The organism is Mycobacterium sp. 1245852.3 (genome assembly GCF_001669335.1).
Taxonomy (GTDB): Bacteria; Actinomycetota; Actinomycetes; order Mycobacteriales; family Mycobacteriaceae; genus Mycobacterium; species Mycobacterium europaeum_A.
This window is the reverse complement of sequence record NZ_LZLL01000535.1, coordinates 28,810-50,044: the sequence shown is the minus strand read 5'-3', so window position 1 is coordinate 50,044 and position 21,235 is coordinate 28,810. Positions and strand designations below refer to the sequence as shown.

General features: G+C 66.8%; 25 protein-coding genes and 1 tRNA gene. 14 read left to right on the top strand and 12 right to left on the bottom strand.

Annotated elements, in window-relative coordinates; genetic code table 11:
* Nucleotides 1–7: 7 nt before the first annotated feature.
* The 6 genes from A9W96_RS24635 to A9W96_RS24610 form a co-directional block, all read right to left on the bottom strand.
* Nucleotides 8–976 carry an NADPH:quinone oxidoreductase family protein gene (locus A9W96_RS24635; RefSeq protein ID WP_067143800.1) on the bottom strand — a complete coding sequence of 323 codons (969 nt, stop codon included), beginning with the start codon at nt 974–976 and terminating at the stop codon, nt 8–10.
* Nucleotides 976–1,599 (bottom strand): TetR/AcrR family transcriptional regulator, encoded by a 624-nt coding sequence (locus A9W96_RS24630; RefSeq protein WP_066872974.1) that lies wholly within the window; start codon nt 1,597–1,599, stop codon nt 976–978. Before A9W96_RS24630 ends, A9W96_RS24635 begins: the two co-directional genes overlap by 1 nt.
* Nucleotides 1,580–2,863: an acyl-CoA dehydrogenase family protein gene (locus A9W96_RS24625; RefSeq protein WP_067143797.1), complete on the bottom strand. Its 1,284-nt coding sequence runs from the start codon at nt 2,861–2,863 to the stop codon at nt 1,580–1,582. The genes A9W96_RS24630 and A9W96_RS24625 overlap by 20 nt, the downstream gene beginning before the upstream one ends.
* An 18-nt stretch (nt 2,864–2,881) precedes the next feature.
* Nucleotides 2,882–3,646, bottom strand: coding sequence for an SDR family NAD(P)-dependent oxidoreductase (locus A9W96_RS24620; protein ID WP_067143795.1), 765 nt, complete (start codon nt 3,644–3,646; stop codon nt 2,882–2,884).
* Nucleotide 3,647: 1 nt separating this feature from the next.
* On the bottom strand, nt 3,648–4,712 hold the full coding sequence (locus A9W96_RS24615) for a phosphotransferase family protein (protein ID WP_067143793.1): 1,065 nt from the start codon (nt 4,710–4,712) through the stop codon (nt 3,648–3,650).
* Nucleotides 4,713–4,778: 66 nt separating this feature from the next.
* The gene (locus A9W96_RS24610) at nt 4,779–5,462 is read right to left on the bottom strand and encodes a class I SAM-dependent methyltransferase (RefSeq protein WP_067143791.1); all 684 of its coding nucleotides are present in this window, start codon (nt 5,460–5,462) and stop codon (nt 4,779–4,781) included.
* Nucleotides 5,463–5,538: 76 nt separating this feature from the next.
* Here A9W96_RS24610 and A9W96_RS24605 point away from each other — a divergent pair, with 76 nt between their 5' ends.
* Together A9W96_RS24605 and A9W96_RS24600 are read left to right on the top strand one after the other, a co-directional pair.
* Nucleotides 5,539–6,177 carry a histidine phosphatase family protein gene (locus A9W96_RS24605; RefSeq protein ID WP_067143789.1) on the top strand — a complete coding sequence of 213 codons (639 nt, stop codon included), beginning with the start codon at nt 5,539–5,541 and terminating at the stop codon, nt 6,175–6,177.
* A 63-nt stretch (nt 6,178–6,240) separates the two neighbouring features.
* A complete protein-coding gene (locus A9W96_RS24600; protein ID WP_066872959.1) occupies nt 6,241–7,287 on the top strand; it encodes a phosphotransferase family protein in 1,047 nt (348 codons plus the stop codon).
* Here A9W96_RS24600 and A9W96_RS24595 read toward each other — a convergent pair.
* Nucleotides 7,284–7,634, bottom strand: a complete 351-nt coding sequence (locus A9W96_RS24595; RefSeq protein WP_066872956.1) for a lipopolysaccharide assembly LapA domain-containing protein — start codon at nt 7,632–7,634, stop codon at nt 7,284–7,286. The two genes, A9W96_RS24600 and A9W96_RS24595, sit on opposite strands and share 4 nt — an antisense overlap.
* Before the next feature lie 99 nt (nt 7,635–7,733).
* Between A9W96_RS24595 and A9W96_RS24590 the strand changes: the two genes are divergently transcribed.
* From A9W96_RS24590 to A9W96_RS24570, 5 genes are read left to right on the top strand one after another with little or no spacing between them, the layout of a single operon-like run.
* Nucleotides 7,734–8,681: an ABC transporter substrate-binding protein gene (locus A9W96_RS24590; RefSeq protein WP_066872954.1), complete on the top strand. Its 948-nt coding sequence runs from the start codon at nt 7,734–7,736 to the stop codon at nt 8,679–8,681.
* Between the two features lies 1 nt (nt 8,682).
* On the top strand, nt 8,683–9,795 hold the full coding sequence (locus tag A9W96_RS24585; RefSeq protein ID WP_067143787.1) for an ABC transporter ATP-binding protein: 1,113 nt from the start codon (nt 8,683–8,685) through the stop codon (nt 9,793–9,795).
* Nucleotides 9,796–9,798: 3 nt separating this feature from the next.
* A complete protein-coding gene (locus A9W96_RS24580; RefSeq protein WP_067143785.1) occupies nt 9,799–10,485 on the top strand; it encodes an ABC transporter permease in 687 nt (228 codons plus the stop codon).
* Complete coding sequence (locus A9W96_RS24575) at nt 10,482–11,198, top strand: ABC transporter permease (protein ID WP_066872945.1); 717 nt, start codon at nt 10,482–10,484, stop codon at nt 11,196–11,198. The genes A9W96_RS24580 and A9W96_RS24575 overlap by 4 nt, the downstream gene beginning before the upstream one ends.
* A complete protein-coding gene (locus A9W96_RS24570; protein ID WP_067143783.1) occupies nt 11,199–11,798 on the top strand; it encodes a putative glycolipid-binding domain-containing protein in 600 nt (199 codons plus the stop codon).
* Here A9W96_RS24570 and A9W96_RS24565 read toward each other — a convergent pair.
* Nucleotides 11,761–12,705, bottom strand: a complete 945-nt coding sequence (locus tag A9W96_RS24565; RefSeq protein ID WP_197499632.1) for a prephenate dehydrogenase — start codon at nt 12,703–12,705, stop codon at nt 11,761–11,763. The two genes, A9W96_RS24570 and A9W96_RS24565, sit on opposite strands and share 38 nt — an antisense overlap.
* Before the next feature lie 129 nt (nt 12,706–12,834).
* Between A9W96_RS24565 and A9W96_RS24560 the strand changes: the two genes are divergently transcribed.
* From A9W96_RS24560 to A9W96_RS24535, 6 genes are all read left to right on the top strand, one after another.
* The gene (locus A9W96_RS24560) at nt 12,835–13,356 is read left to right on the top strand and encodes a tRNA adenosine deaminase-associated protein (protein WP_066872937.1); all 522 of its coding nucleotides are present in this window, start codon (nt 12,835–12,837) and stop codon (nt 13,354–13,356) included.
* A gap of 38 nt (nt 13,357–13,394) precedes the next feature.
* Nucleotides 13,395–13,853: a nucleoside deaminase gene (locus tag A9W96_RS24555; protein ID WP_156749207.1), complete on the top strand. Its 459-nt coding sequence runs from the start codon at nt 13,395–13,397 to the stop codon at nt 13,851–13,853.
* A 29-nt stretch (nt 13,854–13,882) separates the two neighbouring features.
* Nucleotides 13,883–13,972: transfer RNA gene (locus A9W96_RS24550), tRNA-Ser, on the top strand.
* Between the two features lie 144 nt (nt 13,973–14,116).
* Nucleotides 14,117–14,833 carry a cutinase family protein gene (locus tag A9W96_RS24545; protein WP_067143778.1) on the top strand — a complete coding sequence of 239 codons (717 nt, stop codon included), beginning with the start codon at nt 14,117–14,119 and terminating at the stop codon, nt 14,831–14,833.
* A gap of 78 nt (nt 14,834–14,911) precedes the next feature.
* Nucleotides 14,912–15,916: a glycoside hydrolase family 6 protein gene (locus tag A9W96_RS24540; RefSeq protein ID WP_067143776.1), complete on the top strand. Its 1,005-nt coding sequence runs from the start codon at nt 14,912–14,914 to the stop codon at nt 15,914–15,916.
* 99 nt (nt 15,917–16,015) lie between these two features.
* Entirely contained in the window at nt 16,016–16,492 is a 477-nt protein-coding gene (locus A9W96_RS24535; RefSeq protein WP_197498215.1) for a CAP domain-containing protein, read from the top strand.
* Nucleotides 16,493–16,573: 81 nt separating this feature from the next.
* Here the strand turns inward: A9W96_RS24535 and A9W96_RS24530 are convergent, their stop codons facing one another.
* From A9W96_RS24530 to A9W96_RS24515, 4 genes are all read right to left on the bottom strand, one after another.
* Complete coding sequence (locus A9W96_RS24530) at nt 16,574–17,095, bottom strand: hypothetical protein (protein ID WP_156749067.1); 522 nt, start codon at nt 17,093–17,095, stop codon at nt 16,574–16,576.
* Between the two features lie 24 nt (nt 17,096–17,119).
* Nucleotides 17,120–18,757: a DUF4185 domain-containing protein gene (locus A9W96_RS24525; protein ID WP_067143774.1), complete on the bottom strand. Its 1,638-nt coding sequence runs from the start codon at nt 18,755–18,757 to the stop codon at nt 17,120–17,122.
* Nucleotides 18,758–18,893: 136 nt separating this feature from the next.
* Nucleotides 18,894–20,027 carry a cellulase family glycosylhydrolase gene (locus A9W96_RS24520; RefSeq protein ID WP_067143772.1) on the bottom strand — a complete coding sequence of 378 codons (1,134 nt, stop codon included), beginning with the start codon at nt 20,025–20,027 and terminating at the stop codon, nt 18,894–18,896.
* A 230-nt stretch (nt 20,028–20,257) separates the two neighbouring features.
* Nucleotides 20,258–20,689: a TM2 domain-containing protein gene (locus A9W96_RS24515; protein ID WP_066868781.1), complete on the bottom strand. Its 432-nt coding sequence runs from the start codon at nt 20,687–20,689 to the stop codon at nt 20,258–20,260.
* Between the two features lie 130 nt (nt 20,690–20,819).
* On the opposite strand from A9W96_RS24515, the gene A9W96_RS24510 reads away from it, so the two are divergent.
* Nucleotides 20,820–21,206 carry a DUF2237 family protein gene (locus A9W96_RS24510; RefSeq protein ID WP_064953898.1) on the top strand — a complete coding sequence of 129 codons (387 nt, stop codon included), beginning with the start codon at nt 20,820–20,822 and terminating at the stop codon, nt 21,204–21,206.
* Nucleotides 21,207–21,235: the final 29 nt, after the last annotated feature.

The following is a 21,235-nucleotide window of genomic DNA, read 5'->3' as shown; positions in this document are numbered from 1 at the left end:
CACCGCGTCACGCGACGTCGATCACCACCTTGCCGAGCACCTTGCGGTCGGCCACATGCCGTAACGCCGCCGCGGTCTCCGAGAGCGGGAATCGCGCGCCGATGTACGGCCGCACCGTGCCGGCGGCGAACATCTGCGCCAACTCCGCCAGGTCGCGCACGGCGTCGTCGGGCCTGTCGGCCATGAAGGTCCGGATCTCCATGCCACGCACGCAGATGTCTTTCAGCAGAATGAGATTGAGCGGAATCGCCGGGATGGAGCCCGCGGCGTAGCCCAGCGTGACGAAGGTGCCGCCACGCGCGAGACCGCGCAGCGCCGGCTCCGAATACGGTCCGCCCACCGGGTCCAGCACCACGCGGGCGCTGTCCCCGGTGAGTTCACGGATGCGGGTCTTCAGGTCCTCGCGGTCATAATCCACGGTCACCTCCGCCCCGCGGCGCCGGCACAGCTCGAGCTTCTCCGGGCTCGACGCCGCCGCCAGCACCCGAGCCCCCATCGCGACCCCCAGGTCCACCGCGGCCAGCCCCACGCCGCCGGCGGCCCCGAGCACGACCACCCAATCGCCCTGCGTGACAGCGGCCGTCGAGCGCAGCGCGTGGTAGGCCGTGCGGTAGGTGACGCCGAAGGCGGCGGCCGAGGCGAAGTCGGCGTCGTCGGGCATGAGCTCGGCCTGGCTCGCGTCGAGCAGCGCCTGTTCGGCGAACGCCCCGAAGGTGGTCCCGGAAACACGCTGCCCCGGACGGAACGGCGCACCCTCGCCGACGGCGATGACCTCCCCGGCTATCTCGTTGCCGGGTATGAATGGGGGCGGGATTTTGACCTGGTACTTGCCGGCGATGAACAACACGTCGGGAAAGTTGACCGCCGCGGCGCGCACCCGCACCAGCAGTTGGCCGGGAGCCGCAACGGGATCGGGCACGTCGTCGATCACCAGGTCCTCGGGCGTGCCATAGGAACGACAGATCACCGCGCGCATCAACTGACCCCCAATCCCCGTAAACAGAACCGCACCACGTGGGCGATGTCGTCGGCGCCGGGCTGCTCGACCGAACCCACGTAGCGACGCATCGTTGCCGCGGTGCAGCTGAACACCGCCTCGACATCCCGCTCGATGTCGGTACTGCCCAGCGCCGCAATGGGTTCGACGAGCAGCTCGCGAAGCGGCCGCATCATCTCCTGATCGGCCGCGCGCCAACTGGTGCCGGCCGACATCTGGCCGGCCGCCGCACGGGTCATGCTGATCAGGTGCGGGTCGGCCACCTGCGCCAGCGTGCCCTCGATCCACCGCATGACCTTGTCGCGCGGATGCGATTCCTTGGCCATCTGGTGCACGAGATAGGACACCACGATCGCCACCCCGCGTTCCATCACCGCCAAGATCAGGTCGTCCTTGCCGGCGAAATAACGGTAGAACGCCTTGTTCGACGAGCCCGCCTCGGCGACGATGTCGCTGACGCGGGGCGGTTCGGGCGCGACGCGTTCCATGACGCGCACCGCGGCGGCCAGGATGCGTTCCACCTCCTCGGTGGCCCCGCGCTGGCGGTCGTCGAGCGCCCGCTCGACCGCCGCGGTCACGCGGTCAGAGGTCAACGAGCTCACCGTATTTGGCGCGCGCCGCAGCGCGCCGCACATCCAGCATCTCGCTGGGCCAGTCGCCTTCCTCGGCCTCGTAACCCTTGAGCAGCATTCGGGCCAGGTTCACCTTGTGCGCCTCGGTTGGCCCGTCGGCCAGGCCCAGCGCGATGCCGCCGAGCAGGACGTTGACCAAGGGCAGTTGATCGGTGAGCCCCAGCGCCCCGTGCACCTGGATCGCGCGCAGGGCAATCGATTTGAGCACCTGCGAGGCCAGGATCTTGCATGCGGCGATCTCCGCCCGGGCGGCGCGCTCGTCACCCTGGTCGATCAACCACGCCGCGTGCAGCACGGTCAGCCGGAACGGTATCAACTCGGTGTAGGAGTCGGCGACGAATTCCTGGACCAGTTGTTTGTCGGCCAGCAGGCTGCCTTGGGTGAAGCGGCTTTTCGCCCGGCGCGACATGATCTCGACGGCGCGTTGCGCCATCCCGATGGAGCGCATCGCGTGGTGCAGCCGCCCGCCGGCCAGCCGGGTCTGCAATATCAGGAAGCCCTGTCCGGGCTCTCCGAGCAACGCGTCGGACGGCACTCGCACGTCGTTGTAGTGCACCAGGGAATGGCCCGGCTCGTGCGGGTCGGCCCCGACCAGATGGTGGTTGGCCTCCAACACCAGTCCCTCGGTGCCGGCGGGGATCAGGAACGTCGACGCGCCGGTATGCACCGGCACGTCGGGGTCGGTGATCGCGACGACGATGAAAAAGGAGGCGACGGAGGCGTTGGAGGAGAAGTACTTTCGCCCGGTGATCACCCAGTCGTCGCCGTCGCGCACCGCCCGGGTGGTGAAGACCCGCGGATCGGCGCCGCCCTGCGGCTCGGTCATCGAGAAACACGAGAAGATCTCACCGGACAGCAGGCCCGCCAGGTAACGGTCCTTTTGCTCCTGGGTGCCGAAGCGGGCGATGATCTCGGCGTTGCCGGTGTCGGGCGCCTGCGTCCCGAACACGATCGGCGCCCAGGGGCTGCGGCCCAGGATCTCGTTGATCAGCGTCAGCTTGACCGCGCCGAAGCCCTGCCCACCCAGTTCCGGCCCCAGATGCGGTGCCCACAAACCCTTGTCGCGCACCTGCTGTTTGAGCGGGTCGACGATGCGGCGCCGCTCGTCGTTCAGCGGCAGAAATTCACACCCGGGAAACAGCACCTCGAGCGGTTCCACCTCGTCGCGAACGAACCCGCGGATCCATTCGAGCTTCTCCTCGAACTCGGGCTCGGTAGAAAAGTCCCAGGGCATGGCCCCACCTCCTGCTCGCTAAGGGATCCCGCCGTCGGCCCGCAGAATCGAGCCGGTGGTGAAGCTGGACGCATCGGATGCCAAAAACAATGCGGCGCCGACGATTTCGCGGGGGTCGCCCGCGCGCTCCAAGGAAAGGTGCTGGAACGGATTCTGATGTGCCGCATCCAGATGCCAGGCCTTGCTGACATCGGTGAGGAACGGCCCGGCCATCAGGGTGTTGACCCGCACCGCCGGTCCGAACGCCTTCGCCAACGCCTCGGTCATGGCGTTGAGCCCGGCCTTGGCCGCGGCGTAGGGGATGATGTCTGGTGTCGGCCGCAACGATCCGGCCGTGCTCACGTTGATGATCGAACCCCGACCGGCCGCCACCATGCGCTCACCGACCAACGCCGACAACCGGAACGGCCCCTTGAGGTTGAGATTGACCACGGCGTCGAACAACTTCTCGGTCACGTCGGTGAGCTTGTCGTACAGCGGCGACATGCCCGCGTTGTTGATCAGCGTGTCGACTTTGCCGAACCGCTCGTAGGTCGCCTCCACCAAGCCGTCCAACTGATCCCAGCGCCCCACGTGCACCTGATACGGCATGGCCGCACGGCCGGTCTCGGCCTCGATCTCCTTGGCGGTGGACACACAGTTGTCGAGGTTGCGGCTGGCGATCACCACGTCCGCGCCGCAGCGGGCCGCACCGAACGCCATCTCACGTCCCAGTCCGCGGCTGCCGCCGGTGATCAGGACTACCCGGTCGGTGAGGTCGAAAAGCTCTTCGGCATAACCCATTTCAGGACACCTTGTGAGATCGGGCCAGCTCGGCCGCGGTGGCGATGAGCTGCAGGATCATCGGGCCGAACGCGTCGGTGATCTTCGGGTCGACTCCTCCTTTTTGCGAGCCGGTCCTTACCCCGGCCGCGTAGGTCTTCTCCAGCACGATGCCCAGCTTCCAGTTGGCCAGCACCAGGTAGTAGTCGATGTTTTCGGTAGACAACCCGCTGACGGATTCGTAGTGCCCCAGTAGCTCGCTGCGCGTGGGCATCCCGCGCATGTCGAGATAAAACCCGTCCTCGCGCGGTTTCTCGCCGTCGTAGCCCAGCAGGCACCACGCCAGGTCGAGCAGCGGATCACCGACCGTGGTCATCTCCCAGTCCACGATCGCGGCCAACCGCGCCGGCTCGCCATGGGCGAACATCACGTTGGCGAACTGATAGTCGCCGTGCATGATGCCCGCCCGGTAATGCGCCGGACGGTTGCGGCGCAGCCAGTCGGAGGCCACATCCAGGCCGGGCAGCTCGCGGACCTTGTACGCGTCGAGGAACGCCAGCCAGCGATCGACCTGCCGCTCGTGGAATCCATCCGGGCGGCCGAAGCCTTCGAGTCCTTGTTTGCGCCAATCCACTCGGCCCAGCTTGGCCGCGCCGTCGACCAATTGGAAGGCCAGGCCGCGCCGGGCCTCGAGGTCGGTGTCGAACGGCGATTGCCACCCGCCGTCCATCGGGCTCCACCCGTCGATCGCCTGCATGACGTAGAACGGCATGCCGAGCACGTCGCCGGTGTCGTCGGCGGCGATCAGCGCCGCGTGCGGGACATCGGTGCCGGACAGCGCCCGCACCAGGCGGATCTCCCGCAGCAGCCCGTCGATGCGGGCGGCGTCGGCGCGCGCGCCGGGCATCCGCAACACCATCCTCGTCCGCGCCTCCGACGGGCCGCGCTCGATCAGGTAAAGGGTGTTCTGCGAGCCGCCCTTGAGCTGGGTCAGCCGCGGTTCCTCGCCGCCACCCGGGGCGTTGTTTGCATCCAGCCAGCGGGCGAGGACGCCCGCGTCGAGTCCCGGTTCGCCCACGCGAGTCACCGTCCAACCACGCCGCACACCCCAATCTCCGTATGGAGAATAGCATTCTCCATGGCCGCAGCCCGGTCAGTCCGGTTTGTGCGCGCTCAGCAGGAACCCTGGGGCCATGAAGTGGCCCTCGTCGTCGTGCTCCAGGTGGGCCAGTGGACCATCCGACGACCCGCCGGTGTCGTCGTTGCCGTAAACCTTCGCCGCGCGCAGGTCGTCGACGCGCCACAGCGTCGCGACCGCGTCGTGCAATTCGGATTCGGTGAAGCCGCGCGGGCCCGGCCGGTCCGAATGGGCGTCATCCAGCGCGCCGGCCGCGAAGGCCAGGATGTAGAGCGCGGCTCCCGGCGCGGCGGCCCGAAAGATGGACTGGATGTAGTCGTGGCGCCGGTCGGGCGGCAGCGCGTGGAACAGGCCGCTGTCGAGAATCGTGGCGAAGCGGCCGTCGGAACCAGGCGGATAGCCACCGAAGTCGGTGACGTCAGCCTGCGCGAAGGTCGCCGTGCTCAGTCCCCGCTCGGCGGCCGCGGCGGTGGCCGCCCGAATTGCGGTCGCGCTGGCGTCCAGGCCAACGACGGTGTAGCCGAGCGCGGCCAGGGTCAGCGAGAGCGCGGCATGCCCGCAGCCGGAGTCCAGCACCTCGCTGCGCACCTTGCCCTGATCGATGAGACGGGCCAGCTCCGGTTGGGGCCGGCCGATGCTCCACGGCGGCGGCACGGCCTGCCGGTAGGTGGCGTCCCAATCCCTGTCCGGTTCGGTCATCCGTCCTCCTCGAGATCGGCGTCGCCGGGCGCGGTGAGAAACTGGCGCTGCCCACCATCGAACGACGGGACGAAATATGCAAGTGCTTCTGGTCCGGCATGCGCTGCCGTTGCGCAGCGAACACGGCCAAGGTTCCGATCCGGACCTGTCCGAGGAGGGGCTGGCCCAGATCGAACGACTACCCAAGGCGCTCGCCAGGTTCCCCATTTCGCGGGTGGTGAGCAGCCCGCAGCGCCGGGCCATCCAGACCGCCGAGCCGGTCGCGGCGGATCGCGGGCTCAGCGTCGAGATCGACGATCGCTTCGCCGAGTACGACCGCGACCTTCCGGTGTACATCCCGGTCGAGCAGATCCGCGCGGAGATGCCGGAGGAGTGGGCGCGCCTGGCGCAGGGGCATCTGCCGAGCGCGGTCGACGAGGAAGCTTTTCGGGCGCGGGTGCGCGCCGCGATCGACGACCTCGTCGCGGCCGCCGATTCCGAAGACACGGTCGCGGTGTTCAGCCATGGCGGGGTCATCAACGTCCTGCTGCATGAAATTCTGGGTACCGCCCGCCTGCTGTCCTTCCCCGTCGACTACGCGTCGGTGACTCGGCTGTTGTTCTCCCGGTCCGGTCAAGCGACGGTGGCCGCGGTCAACACCACCGAACACGTCTGGGACCTGTTGCCGCGAAACCAGAGGTTGCTCGACGACGATGCGGGCCGTGGCAGCGCCTGAACCCCACGCCCGCAACTCGCAGGTGGTGCACCGCGTCGAGGTCGGCGGTGGTAGACAAGTTCGGTGACTTCAGCTGACCAACTCGAGGGGCTCGACCTGGCCTCGCTGGACTCCTACCTGCGTTCGCTGGGAGTCGGGCGCGACGGTGAGTTGCGCGCGGACTTCATCTCCGGGGGTCGCTCGAATCTGACGTTCCGCGTCTACGACGACAGCACCAGTTGGCTGGTGCGCCGGCCGCCCCTGCACGGCCTGACCCCGTCGGCGCACGACATGGCCCGCGAGTACCGCGTCGTGGCGGCGCTGCAGGACACCCCCGTGCCGGTGGCGCGCACGATCGGGCTGTGCCAGGACGATTCGGTGCTGGGCGCTCCCTTCCAGATCGTCGAGTTCGTCGCCGGGCAGGTGGTTCGGCGCCGCGCTCAACTCGAATCATTCAGTCACACCGTGATTGGGGGTTGCGTCGACTCGTTGATCCGGGTGCTTGTCGATCTGCACAACGTCGATCCCGACGCCGTCGGGCTGGCCGATTTCGGCAAGCCGAGCGGCTATCTGGAGCGTCAGGTGCGGCGGTGGGGCTCGCAGTGGTCGCTGGTCCGGTTGCCCGAGGATCGACGCGACGCCGACGTGGAGCGGCTGCATTCCGGTCTGGGCGAAGCCATTCCGCAGCAGAGCCGGACCTCGATCGTGCATGGCGACTACCGGATCGATAACACGATCCTGGACGCCGACGACCCGACGAAGGTGCGTGCCGTCGTCGACTGGGAGCTCTCCACGCTGGGGGATCCGCTGTCCGACGCCGCCCTGATGTGCGTGTACCGCGACCCCGCCCTGGATTTGATCGTCAATGCCCAGGCCGCGTGGACGTCACCGCTGTTGCCGACGGCCGACGAACTGGCCGACCGCTATTCGCTGGTGGCCGGTACATCGCTGGCCCATTGGGAGTTCTACATGGCGCTGGCCTACTTCAAGCTCGCGATCATCGCCGCCGGCATCGACTTCCGGCGACGCATGTCGGATCAGGCCCGCGGCGCCGACTCCGATCACGCACCGGAGGTCGTGTCGCCGCTGATTTCGCGCGGTCTGGCCGAACTGGCGAAGCTGCCGGGCTAGCGTGCGGCGGCCGCGTGCTGCCGTTTGGCCGCGCGGCGCAACTGCAGGATCCGTGCGGTGCCGACCGCAACGGTGATCAGCCCGCCGACCACGGCCGCCAGCAAGATCGCCACGCCCTTGGGCTGGCTCCAGTGCCAGCCCAAGAACTGGAAGTCTGTCGGTGTCGTGTTCTGGGTGATGAAGATCAGCAGCAGGATCAGGATCACAAAGCCGGCGATCAGCGAGGACCACAGTGCCCCGGCGCGGGTGAACCCGATAGCCGGTTCTCTGGCGGGTGCGCCGGTCTTGGCCGCAGGATCGGGCTTGGGGGGCGGCTGCCCGGGCGAGGCAGGGATGTGGCTGCTCATACTGCCATCTTTGCCCTATCCGACGCAGAATGAAACCGATTCACCGCCACCAATTCCGCAGGCCAGCGTCCGCGCGGTTCGGGCATTAGGGTCGGCGGTATGACGACGCTGCCGCGCCCGCAAGGCACGATCATGCGCGCGGCAGCCCTGCTGATGGCGATGTGCGTTGTTGCGGCGTGCAGCAATTCCGATCCGTTGGGAGCGCAGGTTCGAAGCCCCAACTCCATAGTCATCGGCTCCGGAGACTTTCCGGAATCGCAGATCATCGCTGAGATTTACGCGCAGGCCTTGCAGGCTAACGGGTTTGAGGTGGGCACGCGGATGGGTATCGGCAGCCGGGAGACGTATATCCCTGCGCTCAAAGACCATTCCATCGACCTGGTACCGGAGTACATCGGCAATCTGCTGCTGTATTTCGCCCCGCAGTCCAAGGCCACCATGCTGGGTGCCGTCGAGGTGGAGCTGCACCAGCGCTTGCCCGGTGACCTGTCGATCCTGGCGCCCGCGCCGGCCACCGACACCGATACCGTCAGCGTCACCGCGCAGACGGCGAACTCCTGGAGTCTGAAGACCATCGCCGATTTGGCCCCTCACTCACCGGACGTGCGATTCGGTGCCCCCTCGGCATTCGCGACCCGCCCCGCCGGGCTGCCGGGACTGCGGCAGAAGTATGGGCTCGACATCAAACCTGGCAACTTCGTCGCCATCGACGACGGCGGGGGCGCGGTCACGGTGCGCGCATTGGTCGGGGGAAGGGTGAACGCCGCCAACGTCTTCACCACGTCCCCGGCCATCCCGCAGAACCACCTGGTGGCCCTCGATGACCCCGAACACAACTTCATGGCCGGAAACATTGTGCCGCTGGTCAATTCGCAGAAGAAATCAGATCATCTCAGGGACGTGCTGGACGCTGTGTCGGCGAAGCTGACCACCGCCGGTGTTGCCGGACTCAACGCTGCGGTGTCGGGGAACTCGGGCATCGATCCGGACCAGGCCGCGCGAAACTGGATACGGGACAACGGCTTCAACCATCCGATCGGAGGATGACTTGATCATCTTCGACAAAGTCACCAAGGCCTTCGCCGACGGAACCACCGCCGTGCACCAGCTCAGCCTGAGCGTCCCGAACGGTGAGCTGACCGTGTTTGTCGGGTCGTCGGGCAGCGGCAAGACCACGGCGCTGCGCATGATCAATCGGATGATCGAGCCCACTTCGGGCGTCGTCACGATCGACGGGGTCGACGTGTCCACCCGCGACCCGGTGAAACTGCGCCTCGGGATCGGGTATGTGATCCAGCACGCCGGGCTGATGCCGCACCAGCGGGTGATCGACAATGTGGCAACGGTTCCCGTCTTACGGGGCCAGGCCCGCCGGGCCGCCCGCAAAGCCGCCTACGAGGTGCTCGAGCGGGTCGGGCTGGACGCCAAACTCGCGACCCGCTACCCCGCGCAACTCTCCGGCGGCGAGCAACAACGGGTCGGCGTGGCGCGCGCACTGGCCGCCGACCCGCCCATCCTGTTGATGGATGAGCCGTTCTCCGCCGTCGACCCGGTGGTTCGCCACGACCTGCAAAACGAAATACTGCGCCTGCAAGCCGAATTGCACAAGACGATCGTCTTCGTCACGCACGACATCGATGAGGCGCTGCGGCTCGGCGATCGCGTGGCGGTGTTCAAGGGCGGTTCGTTGCAACAGTTCGACCAGCCCGCCGAGCTGCTGTCGCGGCCGGCCAACGATTTCGTGTCGAGGTTCATCGGCCTGGGCCGCGGCTACCGATGGTTACAACTCCTCGACGCGGCGGGACTGCCGCTGCACGATGTCGAGCGGGTTGCGGCCGAAAAGGCCATGCAGACAGAACCTTCCGGCGGGTGGGCCGTGGTGGTCGATTCGGGCGGCGTGCCCATCGGCTGGATCGACGGCGCCGGAGTGCGTCGGCACCGCGACGGCGTGCCGTTGACGGACAGCATGAGCGGGCTCGGATCGCTGTTTCGGCCGCGGGGCAACCTGAGCCACGCGCTGGATGCGGCGCTGTCGTCGCCGTCGGGCATCGGGGTCGCCGTCGATGACGACGGCAAGGTCATCGGCGGGGTGCTGGCCGACGACGTGCTGGCCGCGGTCCAGGCCCAGCGCCTGGGCTCGGCGGAACCTCCAGGGACCTAGCCGATGCACTATCTGCTCAGCCATCTCGACGACGCCTGGGGGCTGACCGTCGTGCATTTGCGGCTGTCGTTGGTGCCGGTGCTGATCGGGCTGGCGATCGCCCTGCCGCTGGGAATGTTGGTGCAGCGCACCCGAATCGCCCGCCGGCTGACGACCGCGGTCGCCAGCGTCGTGTTCACCATCCCGTCGCTGGCGCTGTTCGTGGTGCTTCCGATGCTGATCGGGACCCGCATCCTCGACGAGGCCAACGTGCTGGTGGCGTTGACGGCCTACACCGCGGCGCTGCTGGTGCGCGCCGTGCTCGAGGCGCTGGACGCGGTGCCCGCCCAGGTGCGCGACGCCGCCACTGCCGTCGGGTATTCGCCGGTCACACGGATGCTCAAAGTTGAACTGCCGCTTTCGGTTCCGGTGCTCGTCGCCGGACTGCGGGTGGTGGTGGTCACCAACATCGCGATGGTCTCCGTGGGTTCGGTCATCGGCATCGGTGGGCTGGGCAGCTGGTTCACCCAGGGCTACCAAACCGACAAGAGCGATCAGATCCTGGCCGGCATCATCGCGCTGTTCGTGCTGGCGGTGGTCATCGACGTGCTCATCGTCGTGGCCGGCCGGCTGGCAACACCGTGGGCGCACGCCACGCGGCGTACCGGTCGCCGCGCGGTCGTCGCGCCCGTGGTCGGTGGTGCGCGGTGAACTTCGTCGCGCGGGCGATCTCCTACGTGTTGACCGCCGACAACTGGACCGGTCCCGTCGGGCTCGCCGCCCGCATCCTCGAACACCTCGAGTACACCGCGCTGGCGGTGGCCGCCTCTGCGTTGATCGCGATTCCCGTCGGCATGATCATCGGGCACACCGGGCGGGGCACCCTGCTGGTGGTCGGCGCCGTCAACGGCTTGCGCTCCCTGCCGACGCTGGGCGTGCTGCTGTTCGGCACGCTGGTCTTCGGGCTGGGTCTGGGACCGTCGCTGGTGGCGCTGATGCTGCTGGGTGTGCCGGCGCTGCTGGCCGGTACCTATGCCGGGATCGCCAATGTCGAGCCCACGGTCGTCGATGCCGCCCGGGCGATGGGCATGACCGAGGCCCAGGTGCTGCTGCGCGTCGAGGTGCCGAATGCGTTGCCGTTGATCCTGGGTGGCCTGCGCAACGCCACGCTGCAGGTGGTGGCGACCGCGACCGTGGCGGCCTACGCCAGCCTCGGTGGACTGGGCAGATACCTGATCGACGGAATCAAGGAACGTGAGTTTCATCTCGCCCTGGTTGGGGCGCTGATGGTGGCCGCGCTGGCGCTGGTGCTCGACGGTCTGCTGGCGTTGGCGGTGTGGATTTCGGTGCCGGGCACCGGGCGGCTGCGGCGAACATACCGGGCACTTCCGCATCGCTTGGCGGGCACGTCTTACGGTAGATGAGTGAACGCAGCCCCCTCTGATCCGTCTCGCCGCGTGTGGCAGGCGATGCTCACCTGGCGCGCACAGGATGCTCCCCGCATGGAATCGGTACGAGTCCAGGTGTCCGGCAACAGAATCAAGGCCAATGGCCGCATCATTGCCGCCGCCACCGAAACCACCCCGGCGTTCGGCGCCTATTACGACCTGCTGACCGATGAGACCGGCGCCACCAAGCGGCTCGGCATGACCGTCACCCTGGCCGAGCGGGAGCGGGTCTTCTCGCTTGCCCGCGACGAGGAGAACATGTGGCTGGTCACCGACCACCAGGGCGAGCGTCGGGCGGCCTACAACGGTGCGCTCGATGTCGACGTGGAGTTCAGCCCGTTCTTCAACGCGCTGCCCATCCGGCGGCTCGGGTTATACGAGCGGCTGGCCTCGGTGACGCTGCCGGTGGTCTACGTGAACCTGCCGGAGATGTCCATCACGGCGGACACCGTGAGCTATAGCAACACCGGCGGCCCGGCCGAGATCAAACTGCGCTCGCCGATCTCCGACACCACGGTCAGCGTCGATGACGAGGGATTCATCGTCGACTATCCAGGCTTGGCAGAGCGGATCTGATCACCCCACCGGCCCGGCCCGCGGCGGCCAATTCCTGACGCCAGTTCTCCGCGCCGACGACGACGTGAAAGATGTCGCTGCGCGGGAAGCTGTCGTAGCGGATGCGCGCGGCATGGCCGGATTCGGTGAGGTCGGCGACCGAATTGTGCGCGGCCAGCGATTCGCGGGCGCGGCTCAGCAGCTCGAGGAGGCGGTCGACCGTGGGCACCAGCTGGTCGGAGTTGCCCTCGCACATCGCCCGGACCAGGTCCGGGGCGGTCGCCGCGACCCGGGTCCCGTCGCGGAACGAGCCGGCGGCCAACGCGAAGGCCAACGGCACGTCTCCGGCCACCACCGCCAGCGCCTCGGCGAGCAGGTGGGGCAGATGCGAGATGGCCGCCGCGGCGGCATCGTGCTCGTCGGATCGGGCCGGCACCACGACGGCGCCGCAGTCGAGCGCCAACGTCATCACCGTCGACCAGACCGCCGGGTCGACGTGGTCGTCGACGCTGACGACCCACGGAGCCCCGGTGAACAACCCGGCATACCCGGCCGTCCACCCCGAATGCGCGGTGCCCGCCATCGGATGGCCCCCCACGAAGCGTTCCTGCAGCCCCGCCGCGACGACCTGATCGAGCACCGCCTGCTTGACGCTGGTGACATCGGTCAGCGGGCAGTGCGGGGCCGTCTCCTTGACGTGGGCGAGCATGCCCGCCATCGCCGGCATCGGCACGGCCAGCACGATCAGCGCCCCGGTGTCGGCGGCGCGAGACAGCGTCGCGGTCAGGTCGGTGGTGGCATCGAAGCCGTCGGCGGTCGCGGCCTGTGCGCCCTCGACCGAGCGGTTATAGCCGAACACGTCACGGCCGGCCGCGGTGGCGGCCCGCATTATCGAGCCGCCGATCAGCCCCAGCCCGAGCACACACACCGGTGTCTTTGAAGGAGGGCGTGCCACATTCCAAGGTTGGCACATCCGGTCGGGGGCGGTGCCGCCAGATGTCGAGGCGACCCGCCGCCATCTGGTCAGGGGCCTGGTCAGGGACTACCGTAAGCGGCCATGGGAGCACAACGGGCCTCTGCCCAGGGCCTGTCCGCGGACACGCCGGACGGTTTCGGCGTCGCGGTGGTGCGTGAAGAGGGCCAGTGGCGCTGCGCCCCGATGGCCCGTAAGTCGCTCACGAGCCTGTCGGCCGCCGAGACGGAGTTGCGTGAATTGCGCAGTTCCGGGGCGGTCTTCGGCCTGCTGGACGTCGACGACGAATTCTTCGTCATCGTGCGGCCGGCGCCGTCGGGGACGCGGTTGTTGCTCTCGGATGCCACCGCCGCGCTCGATTACGACATCGCCGCGGAAGTGCTCGACAAGCTGGACGCCGACCTCGATCCGGAGGACCTGGAGGACTCGGATCCATTCGAAGAGGGCGACTTAGGGTTGTTGTCCGACATCGGGCTGCCCGAGGCGGTCCTGGGCGTCATCGTCGACGAGACCGATCTGTACGCCGACGAGCAGCTGGGCCGCATCGCCCGCGAGATGGGCTTCGCCGACCAGCTGTCGGCGGTGATCGACCGCCTCGGTCGGTGATCGCAAGCGCGGCGGGCCGCCGCCATCAGGACCGGTCGGTGAGACCTGACGAAGACCTGATCCGGTCCGCGCTGTCGGTTGCCGCGACGGCGGGTCCTCGTGACGTGCCCATCGGTGCGGTGGTGGTCGGCGCCGACGGAACCGAGTTGGCCCGCGCGGTGAACGCCCGCGAGGCCCTGGGCGACCCGACGGCGCACGCCGAGATCCTGGCGCTGCGCGCGGCCGCCGAGGTGCTCGGCGACGGGTGGCGGCTGGAGGGCGCCACGCTGGCGGTCACCGTCGAACCGTGCACCATGTGCGCGGGTGCGCTGGTGCTGTCGCGCATCGCCCGCCTGGTGTTCGGGGCCTGGGAGCCCAAGACGGGGGCGGTCGGATCGTTGTGGGATGTCGTCCGCGACCGGCGGCTCAATCACCGCCCCGAAGTGCGCGGTGGTGTGCTGGCGCAGGAGTGTGCCGCGCCACTGGAGGCCTTCTTCGCCCGCCAGCGATTGGGGTGACGGGCCCGCCGTTGGGTAAGCTGCTCGGCGGTGGCGTGTCCGAGCGGCCTAAGGAGCACGCCTCGAAAGCGTGTGACGGCTAAAACCGTCCGAGGGTTCAAATCCCTCCGCCACCGCCAAGACTGCACGGACGTAAGCGGTTGCCAGATTTGCTGGAACCGGCTGATCGTGCCATGAGCGAATTCTGCGCGCCGTCCCCGGCTCACGCCGGTCGGCGGCAGATGGCCGCGGTTTAAAAATCACAATTTTGGGCAAACAGCGGCATGAGCGCACGTCACGGCCCTTGTCTTGTTGCTTCAGCGGTAGCCGCGGCGTCGGGCGCCGCCGCTTCGGCCCTCGTGACCGCCATCCCCGCCGCAACCGCCCGTCCGTGCCCGGATGTGCAGGTCGTGTTCGCCCGCGGCACCGACGATCCGCCCGGCCTCGGTCCGACCGGGCAGGCATTCGTCGACTCGCTGCAGCCGCGCGTCGGCGCAAAATCGTTCGACGTCTACGCGGTCGATTACCCCGCCACGCATGACTGGACAAACGCGGGTGAGGCCGGCGTCAGAGACGCTGCCGCACACGTCGTGTCGATGGCGCACGACTGCCCCACCACCAAGATGGTGCTCGGCGGTTACTCCCAAGGGGCGGCCGTGATGGGCTTCGTCACCTCGCCCGTCGTACCTGATGGGATCGATCCCGCGAGCGTCCCCAAACCGCTGGATCCGGAAATCGCCAACCACGTCTCCTCGGTCGTGCTCTTCGCCTTGCCCAACGCGAAGGCGATGAACTTCTTCGGTGAGCCGCCGGTTGCCATCGGCCCGCTCTATCAGGCCAAAACCATCCAGGTATGCGCCGCCGAGGACCCGATCTGCTCCGACGGGATGAATTTCGCCGCGCATGACACGTATTCGACCAACGCCGCGGTGATCGACAAGGGCGCGACCTTCGCGGCCGGCCTGCTTGCCGGCGGTCCCGGCGGGCGCAGCTCGATGTAAGCGGGTCGCCGTAGCCGTCCTCAGTAGACCGAACCGTCGATTGGCGCTCGATGCTTGCGAGCCACTAATTTTCCTCAGGTGAACTTCTCAGCTGCAGGTGCAGTCGTGCGGTGGATCGTCCCCTTACTCACGGTTGCGGCCGTCGCCGGCATGGGCCTGGTTGAGCTTCCCGTGCAGGTCCGTCCCGCCCCGCCGGTGCGGCTGGTCGCCGACGGTGACCCGCTGGCCGGGGCGCCGTTCTACGTCAACCCGACATCGGCGGCCATGCGCGCCTCGCAGAGCGCCGATCCGCCGAGTCCCGAGCTGACCGCCATCGCCAACACGCCGCAGGCGTACTGGATCGTCCCGGGCGGGTCGGCAGGCACGGTCGGGAAGTATGTCGGTGACGCCAATGCCGCCGGCGCAATTCCGGTGCTGGCGATTTATGGCATCCCGCACCGCGACTGTGGCAGTTTCGCCGCCGGCGGCATGGGCTCGGCCGACGCCTACCGCTCGTGGATCGACGGCATCGCATCCGGTGTGGGGGCTTCGCGAGTGGCGATCGTCGTCGAACCCGATGCGCTGGCCATGGCCGACTGCCTGTCCGGTGATGCGCGCCAGGAACGCTTCGACCTGATCCGCTACGCCGTCGACACTTTCACCCGCGATCCGAACGCGGCCGTGTACGTCGACGCGGGTCACTTGCGTTGGCACAGCGCCGACGACATGGCCGCCCGGCTCAATCAGGCCGGCGTCGGCCACGCGCGGGGTTTCAGCATCAACACCGCGAACTTCTTCACCACCGAGGACGAAATCGGTTATGGCGAGGCCATTTCGGGCCTCACGAATGGCTCGCACTACGTGATCGACACGTCGCGCAACGGTGCGGGACCGGCCCCGGACTCCGACCTCAACTGGTGCAACCCCAGCGGCCGAGCACTGGGCACTCCGCCGACCGCCAGCACCGCGGGCGCACACGCAGACGCCTACCTGTGGATCAAGCGCCCCGGCGAATCGGACGGAACATGCGGCAAGGGTGATCCGCCGGCCGGCAACTTCGTGAATCAATACGCAATCGATCTGGCCCGCAACGCCGGTCACTGAGCGCCGCGAATCGATTTGCGATTCGTGATCGTTCTTGGTTGAAAATGGGTAACATTTAGATACCAAAAACAGCAAAGCGAGCGCGCGACAAGAGGCATCATGGCCAGCAAAGTCGAGATCATCGCCGTCTTCGCGATCTGTACTGCCTTCATCACGGCTCCCGGCGCCCTGTCCGGATTCGTCGCGCACGCCGACGATTCGGGGACCGCGCTGTACAGCGGTATCAACCAGCTTCGCCCGGGATGCCCGCCGATCAGCGACGACCCGCGCTTGACCGAAGCCGCCCAGCGCCATGCCGATGACATGTTGCGCAACGGCGTCAGCGGCCACATCGGGTCGGACGGCTCATCACCGCAGGCGCGAATCACCGCTGCGGGCTATCGGAGCAGGTACTCGGGTGAAATCGTCTTCTGGGGAACCGGATCCGCCGCGACCCCGAAGGAAGCGCTCGACATGTGGATGCAGAGTCCACCGCACCGAGACATCATTTTGAACTGCGCGTATAACGCGGGCGGCTTCGCCACCGCCTGGGACGGCAACAAGATGACCGCCGTCGGGGATTTCGCGGCGTCGTAAAACCTTGTACCAAGCTTTTTTCAAGTCGTAACTTCTGTCGCTATGCCCGGCGACTGTGTTGCCGCCACGCTCGAGCGGTACTCACACGTGGGGCAGCCACCCAGATCCCTTCGGCGACAGCACGAAGCCACGGCCTTGCGGGTCCTTGCACGCGGTCGTGCCTGAGTTGTCGACCCCGCAGATGATGCCGTTCACCGTGATGGAATGGCCCGGAGGCAGCGTTTTGACTGGCTGTCCGTCGATCACGCGTGATGGTTCACCCTCATTCGTCTGCTTCAGCCCAGTGGTGGTTCCGATCCAATTGACTCCGGTGATTCCCGCGTCGGGATTTGAAGGCGCGGGAGGGATCCCGGGCAGGTTGTTGCCAGTGCACTGTGCTTGGTCGGGCATGTAGTTGCAGACGACCCCATCGGGAGTGAGGAAATACACCGTGGGCAGGGGCGGCCGGCCAGGGTTGGAAACGTCGATCGTGTAGTCGCGGACGTTCACTGGTGCGTCTGCGCTCAGATCGGGAAATCGAGGTGGGTCGGCGTGCGCCGTGCAGGCAACTAACAACGTAGCTCCGGCGAGTGTCGTGACGCCGACCAGTTTGTTGATGGCCATATGCATCCAATCGGTTCAGGCGGGTCAGTGATAGGGGCTAAGTTGAAACTCTCGGGTGTTATACGGAGTACCGAACGGCACGCCGCTCGCATCCTTAAGCGTATTCCATTGACTTCCAAATAATTTCAAATCGTCGAGCGTTGATCCGGGCAGGATATATCCACCGTACGGTTGTGGGATGAACTTCGGGCCTCCTGGGTCGCCATTCTGCGCAACGAGGGTTGTGGGCACGTTCGCACTAAACATTTCGGTCGGGTTGGCTCCTACCCGCACTTCAATACTTCCCTTATGCGCGTCTACGTTAAAGCCAGACAAGACGGGCTTCCCGCCGATTTCTCGAAAGCTCAGCTCCCCGTAACGGTTCGGGGTTACCTGTACGGCCTGCTGTCCGGGCTTTCCCCAGTCGTTCCCATTCCACGGCTGCCAGGTTGAACGATCGAACACGTTGCCGGGATCCGCGCGGTACATGGTGATGCCTCGGCTGCGGTCGAAGGAATCGGCGGCGATGTAGACCTTGCCGTCAGTACCCTTATAGCCGCTGACCTGTGTGGGCGCTTCGCCCGCGCCCCGAAACGACCCCGGCACCATGGCCCACCCCTTACCGGGGTCACCATTAACCTCGACCAGCCACGAAGCCACGGGTTTTAAGTCACCCTGAGTGCCCGTCACCATCATGTAGGTTTTGTCGCCGAGCGTGATCGTCCCAGCTGGCAGGGTGTCGGTAACCCCCTTCGCTTCCGTTGGGATGGGAAATAGCTCGCGACCGCTACCTTCTGCTCCCGTCAATGGCGCCGCGAAATGCGGGCGTCCATCGGCATCGAAGGTCACTGGAACGGCGACAGATCGATAGTGCTCGCCCTCACCGACCTTATTGCCGGAGAACGAATCACCAAAGATAGCCAGGTACTTCCCGGGCTGCCCGGGTACCTCGACGACTTCCCCCAAGTCGGCCGCCCCAATTCCTGGGATGCCGGGAATGCCGCCGGTGCCGGCGATCGGACCGAGATCTCTTACCTCACCGGGTTTCAGTGGGCTTTCGATCCAACCGTCTACGGCTTTCGGGATGTCGTAACCGTCGGCATGCAGAGCGCTCATCGATTTCCGTAAGGTGTCCGAGTAGGCGTTGCGAATTGAATTCATCTGCTTGACGGCTTCGCCGACGTCGTCCGCGGCCTGGGCGTGCGCAGCGTCCCTCAGCTTCTCTAATTTGTCGCGTTCCGACGCGGAGAGTTCGAATGTCAGGTCATGATTTATCGCGTGGATGAGTCTGTCGAGTCCCCGCAGCTCGCTGTCCAGCAGGGCGATCTCTTGAGCCCCTTGCTTTTGCGCATCGGCCAACGCGGCGGCGATGGATTCCAGATCGGCGCCGATCTTCGGTAGTCGCTCAGACTGTGCACCAAGGGATTTGGTGACTCGTTGGACTTCGTCGGAGTCATTGATCGGGTGACCACCGTCCTGGTGGTTCCAAGCGGCGGCAAAGCGTTTCCGCGCGTCTTCGAAGGCGTGGTCGGCTTCGGCGGTGTGCCGACCGGCACCGTGAAAGGCCTCCGCCAAACGGTCGATCTGAAACGGGCTGCCGGCCTGCAGGCTCTGATTGATCGCCCATGGATCGCCGCCGCCCGCCGCGATCAGTTCTGCTTCGGTGAAATTTTCCCACGTCATGACGCCGCCAGTAGCCCACCAACACCGACGACCATCGCCGCCCCCTTCTGAGCAGGTATAACCCTACTACCGGAAGGTCTGTGGCGGGCGAGCGTTGATCGACTTCAGCGAAGGGTTACCCCGGCCGCAACCCTGATCAGGTCTGGCTACCGGCCAGCTTTCGCACCGTCAGCGCTTCGATGTCTTGAAACGGGCGTCCCTCGGGCCGGATCAGGTCGTGGAACCACACCTTGGGGACCGAGGTGTACGGGTGATCCCATGAGTCCCAGGGGAAGTAGGTCTGCGTTTTGCCGGCTACCAGGCCCCAGTTGATGGCGCCGACGTTGTGGCGCTTGGCAACCGGAAGGATCGATTCGACGGTGCTGCCCTGGGGGCGCGCCATGTATTCCGTGCACAGGATCGGCCGGCCCAGCGGGGTGAGTTCGTTGATGCGATTTTCGAATCCCGAAGGCCCGGCGTAGGAGTGGAAGGTGATCACGTCGGCGTTGGCAAGCTGGATGTCGCTGATCGCGCTACGCCCCTGAGCTTGCCCCCAATCACCCTGCCACACACCGCTTGTCAGCGGCTGACTGGGATCCACCGCCCGGGCCCACCGAAACACCTGGGGCAGCAGATTGGTGACCAGTTGTTCCTTGTCGCTTCTTTCGACGCTGCGGTACTGGCGCGCGGGATTGTCGGGCTCGTTCCACAGGTCCCAGCCCAAAACCCGGTTGTCATTGCGGAATTGGGTCATCACCGCGGTGACGTAGTCGCGCATGACCGGGACGTAGCGAGGGTCGCCGAGTCGTTCGGCGCCCGGGCTCTGCGCCCACCCCGAGTTGTGCACGCCGGGCCTGGGCGCGCGCTGGCGCCCCGCGCGTGGATGCGGATCCCAACAGGAATCGAAGAACACGAACAGCGGTTTGATGCGGTGGCGCGCGGCGATGTCGACGAATTGCCCTAGGCGCGTTTGGAAGCCACGCTGGTCGGCGGCCCACAGCTGATCATGAAGGAACACCCGCGCGGTGTTGTGGCCGTAGAACTGGGCCCAGCCGAGTTCGGTGTCGATGCGCCGCGGATCGAAGGTGTCGGGCTGGAACATCTCGAGCTGGTTGATGGCGTTCGCCGGAATGTAGTTCGCTCCGACGAGCCAGCCCTGCGCTTGATACCAACGGCTCGCGCGCTCGGGTGACCACCGGCCGGCTTCCTCCGCGGAGGCCCGAGGTGCCCGAGCAACGGCGGCGCCCGCCGCCAGTAACAGAGGGAGTTTCAGGGCCGTACGTCGTTCCACGATGTGACGATAAGTTTTCGGGACGATTTCCCCGGGATTTGCTCAGCGCGTCGCGACAGGTTCGTTGTCGGCACCGTCGCACGGCCAGATTCGCCCGCGATCGTGACCAATCCGTGACCACTACCACCGGCGCGCCCTGGATCGTGGCGAAGCCGTCCAGGTTAAAATCTGGGCCCAACGCAAGCCAAAAGTGTTGGCGGACAGTTGAAAACGTTGTCCAACTCAGGCGCCTAACGCAGCTTGCGACCGTACTTGTCTTTGACGCTGCCCGTGAAGATCATGATCGCGTCGACGATGGCCCAGACGGTGACGCCGAGCAGGACCGGAAATCCGAGAAAACAAAAGAGGCTGAAGAGAACCCCGAACAGCCCCAGGCACAGCTGCGCGACCGCGATCTGCGTCGAGTCGATATAGAAGCGGCCGATACCGAACACGCCGAAGAACAGCTGAAGTAAGCCGGCGGTGGTCGCAGACTTGTCGGACAGCGCCAGCCCGGTCACCGGATCGCGGCCGTACGGCGCCTGGGGGTCGCCGTATCCGGGATAGCCGGGATACCCCGGGAAGCCGGGGTAGGGCTGCGGGGGCGGATATCCCTGCGGAGGCTGCCATCCCCAGGGTGGCTCACCGGGCGGATTTCCGGGTTGGTTGGGCGGCGTCGACATCGATTCGAGTTAACACGCCCGATGCCCGGGCGTCCACACGGGCACCCGATGGGTCCGTCACGCGAAAACCCGACGAAGCAGTCGGCAGATTTTCTTCAAACTTCACCCTCGAGAGCGCAATACTTAACGGGTGCCAGATCGAAACGTGCTTGGCGGCCCGCTGGAACCGTGCGGCACGGACCCGCTGACCGGTTTCTATCGCGACGGCTGTTGCTCGACCGGTCCACAGGATCTCGGGCGGCACACGATCTGTGCGGTGATGACCGCCGAATTCCTCGAGCACCAGCGCTCGATCGGCAATGACCTGTTGACGCCGGTGCCCGAGTACAGGTTCCCCGGTCTGCTGCCCGGCGACCGTTGGTGCGTGACCGCGCTGAACTGGCTGCGCGCCCACCACGACGGTTGTGCCGCCCCGGTGGTGTTGGCCGCGACGCACGAGAGCACCCTCGAGGTGGTGCCCCTGGAGGCGCTGCAAGAACACAAGGTCGACGTCCCCGACGATCTGGCCAACCTCTAGCGCCGGCCGGGCGCGGCGAGGTGGATGCA

Coding starts and splice junctions, on each gene's coding strand:
- A9W96_RS24635 (WP_067143800.1), bottom strand. CDS start 976: ATGCGCGCGGTGATCTGTCGTTCCTATGGCACGCCCGAGGACCTGGTG.
- A9W96_RS24625 (WP_067143797.1), bottom strand. CDS start 2,863: ATGCCCTGGGACTTTTCTACCGAGCCCGAGTTCGAGGAGAAGCTCGAA.
- A9W96_RS24620 (WP_067143795.1), bottom strand. CDS start 3,646: ATGGGTTATGCCGAAGAGCTTTTCGACCTCACCGACCGGGTAGTCCTG.
- A9W96_RS24610 (WP_067143791.1), bottom strand. CDS start 5,462: ATGACCGAACCGGACAGGGATTGGGACGCCACCTACCGGCAGGCCGTG.
- A9W96_RS24605 (WP_067143789.1), top strand. CDS start 5,539: ATGCAAGTGCTTCTGGTCCGGCATGCGCTGCCGTTGCGCAGCGAACAC.
- A9W96_RS24595 (WP_066872956.1), bottom strand. CDS start 7,634: ATGAGCAGCCACATCCCTGCCTCGCCCGGGCAGCCGCCCCCCAAGCCC.
- A9W96_RS24590 (WP_066872954.1), top strand. CDS start 7,734: ATGACGACGCTGCCGCGCCCGCAAGGCACGATCATGCGCGCGGCAGCC.
- A9W96_RS24580 (WP_067143785.1), top strand. CDS start 9,799: ATGCACTATCTGCTCAGCCATCTCGACGACGCCTGGGGGCTGACCGTC.
- A9W96_RS24560 (WP_066872937.1), top strand. CDS start 12,835: ATGGGAGCACAACGGGCCTCTGCCCAGGGCCTGTCCGCGGACACGCCG.
- A9W96_RS24545 (WP_067143778.1), top strand. CDS start 14,117: ATGAGCGCACGTCACGGCCCTTGTCTTGTTGCTTCAGCGGTAGCCGCG.
- A9W96_RS24535 (WP_197498215.1), top strand. CDS start 16,016: ATGGCCAGCAAAGTCGAGATCATCGCCGTCTTCGCGATCTGTACTGCC.
- A9W96_RS24530 (WP_156749067.1), bottom strand. CDS start 17,095: ATGGCCATCAACAAACTGGTCGGCGTCACGACACTCGCCGGAGCTACG.
- A9W96_RS24525 (WP_067143774.1), bottom strand. CDS start 18,757: ATGACGTGGGAAAATTTCACCGAAGCAGAACTGATCGCGGCGGGCGGC.
- A9W96_RS24515 (WP_066868781.1), bottom strand. CDS start 20,689: ATGTCGACGCCGCCCAACCAACCCGGAAATCCGCCCGGTGAGCCACCC.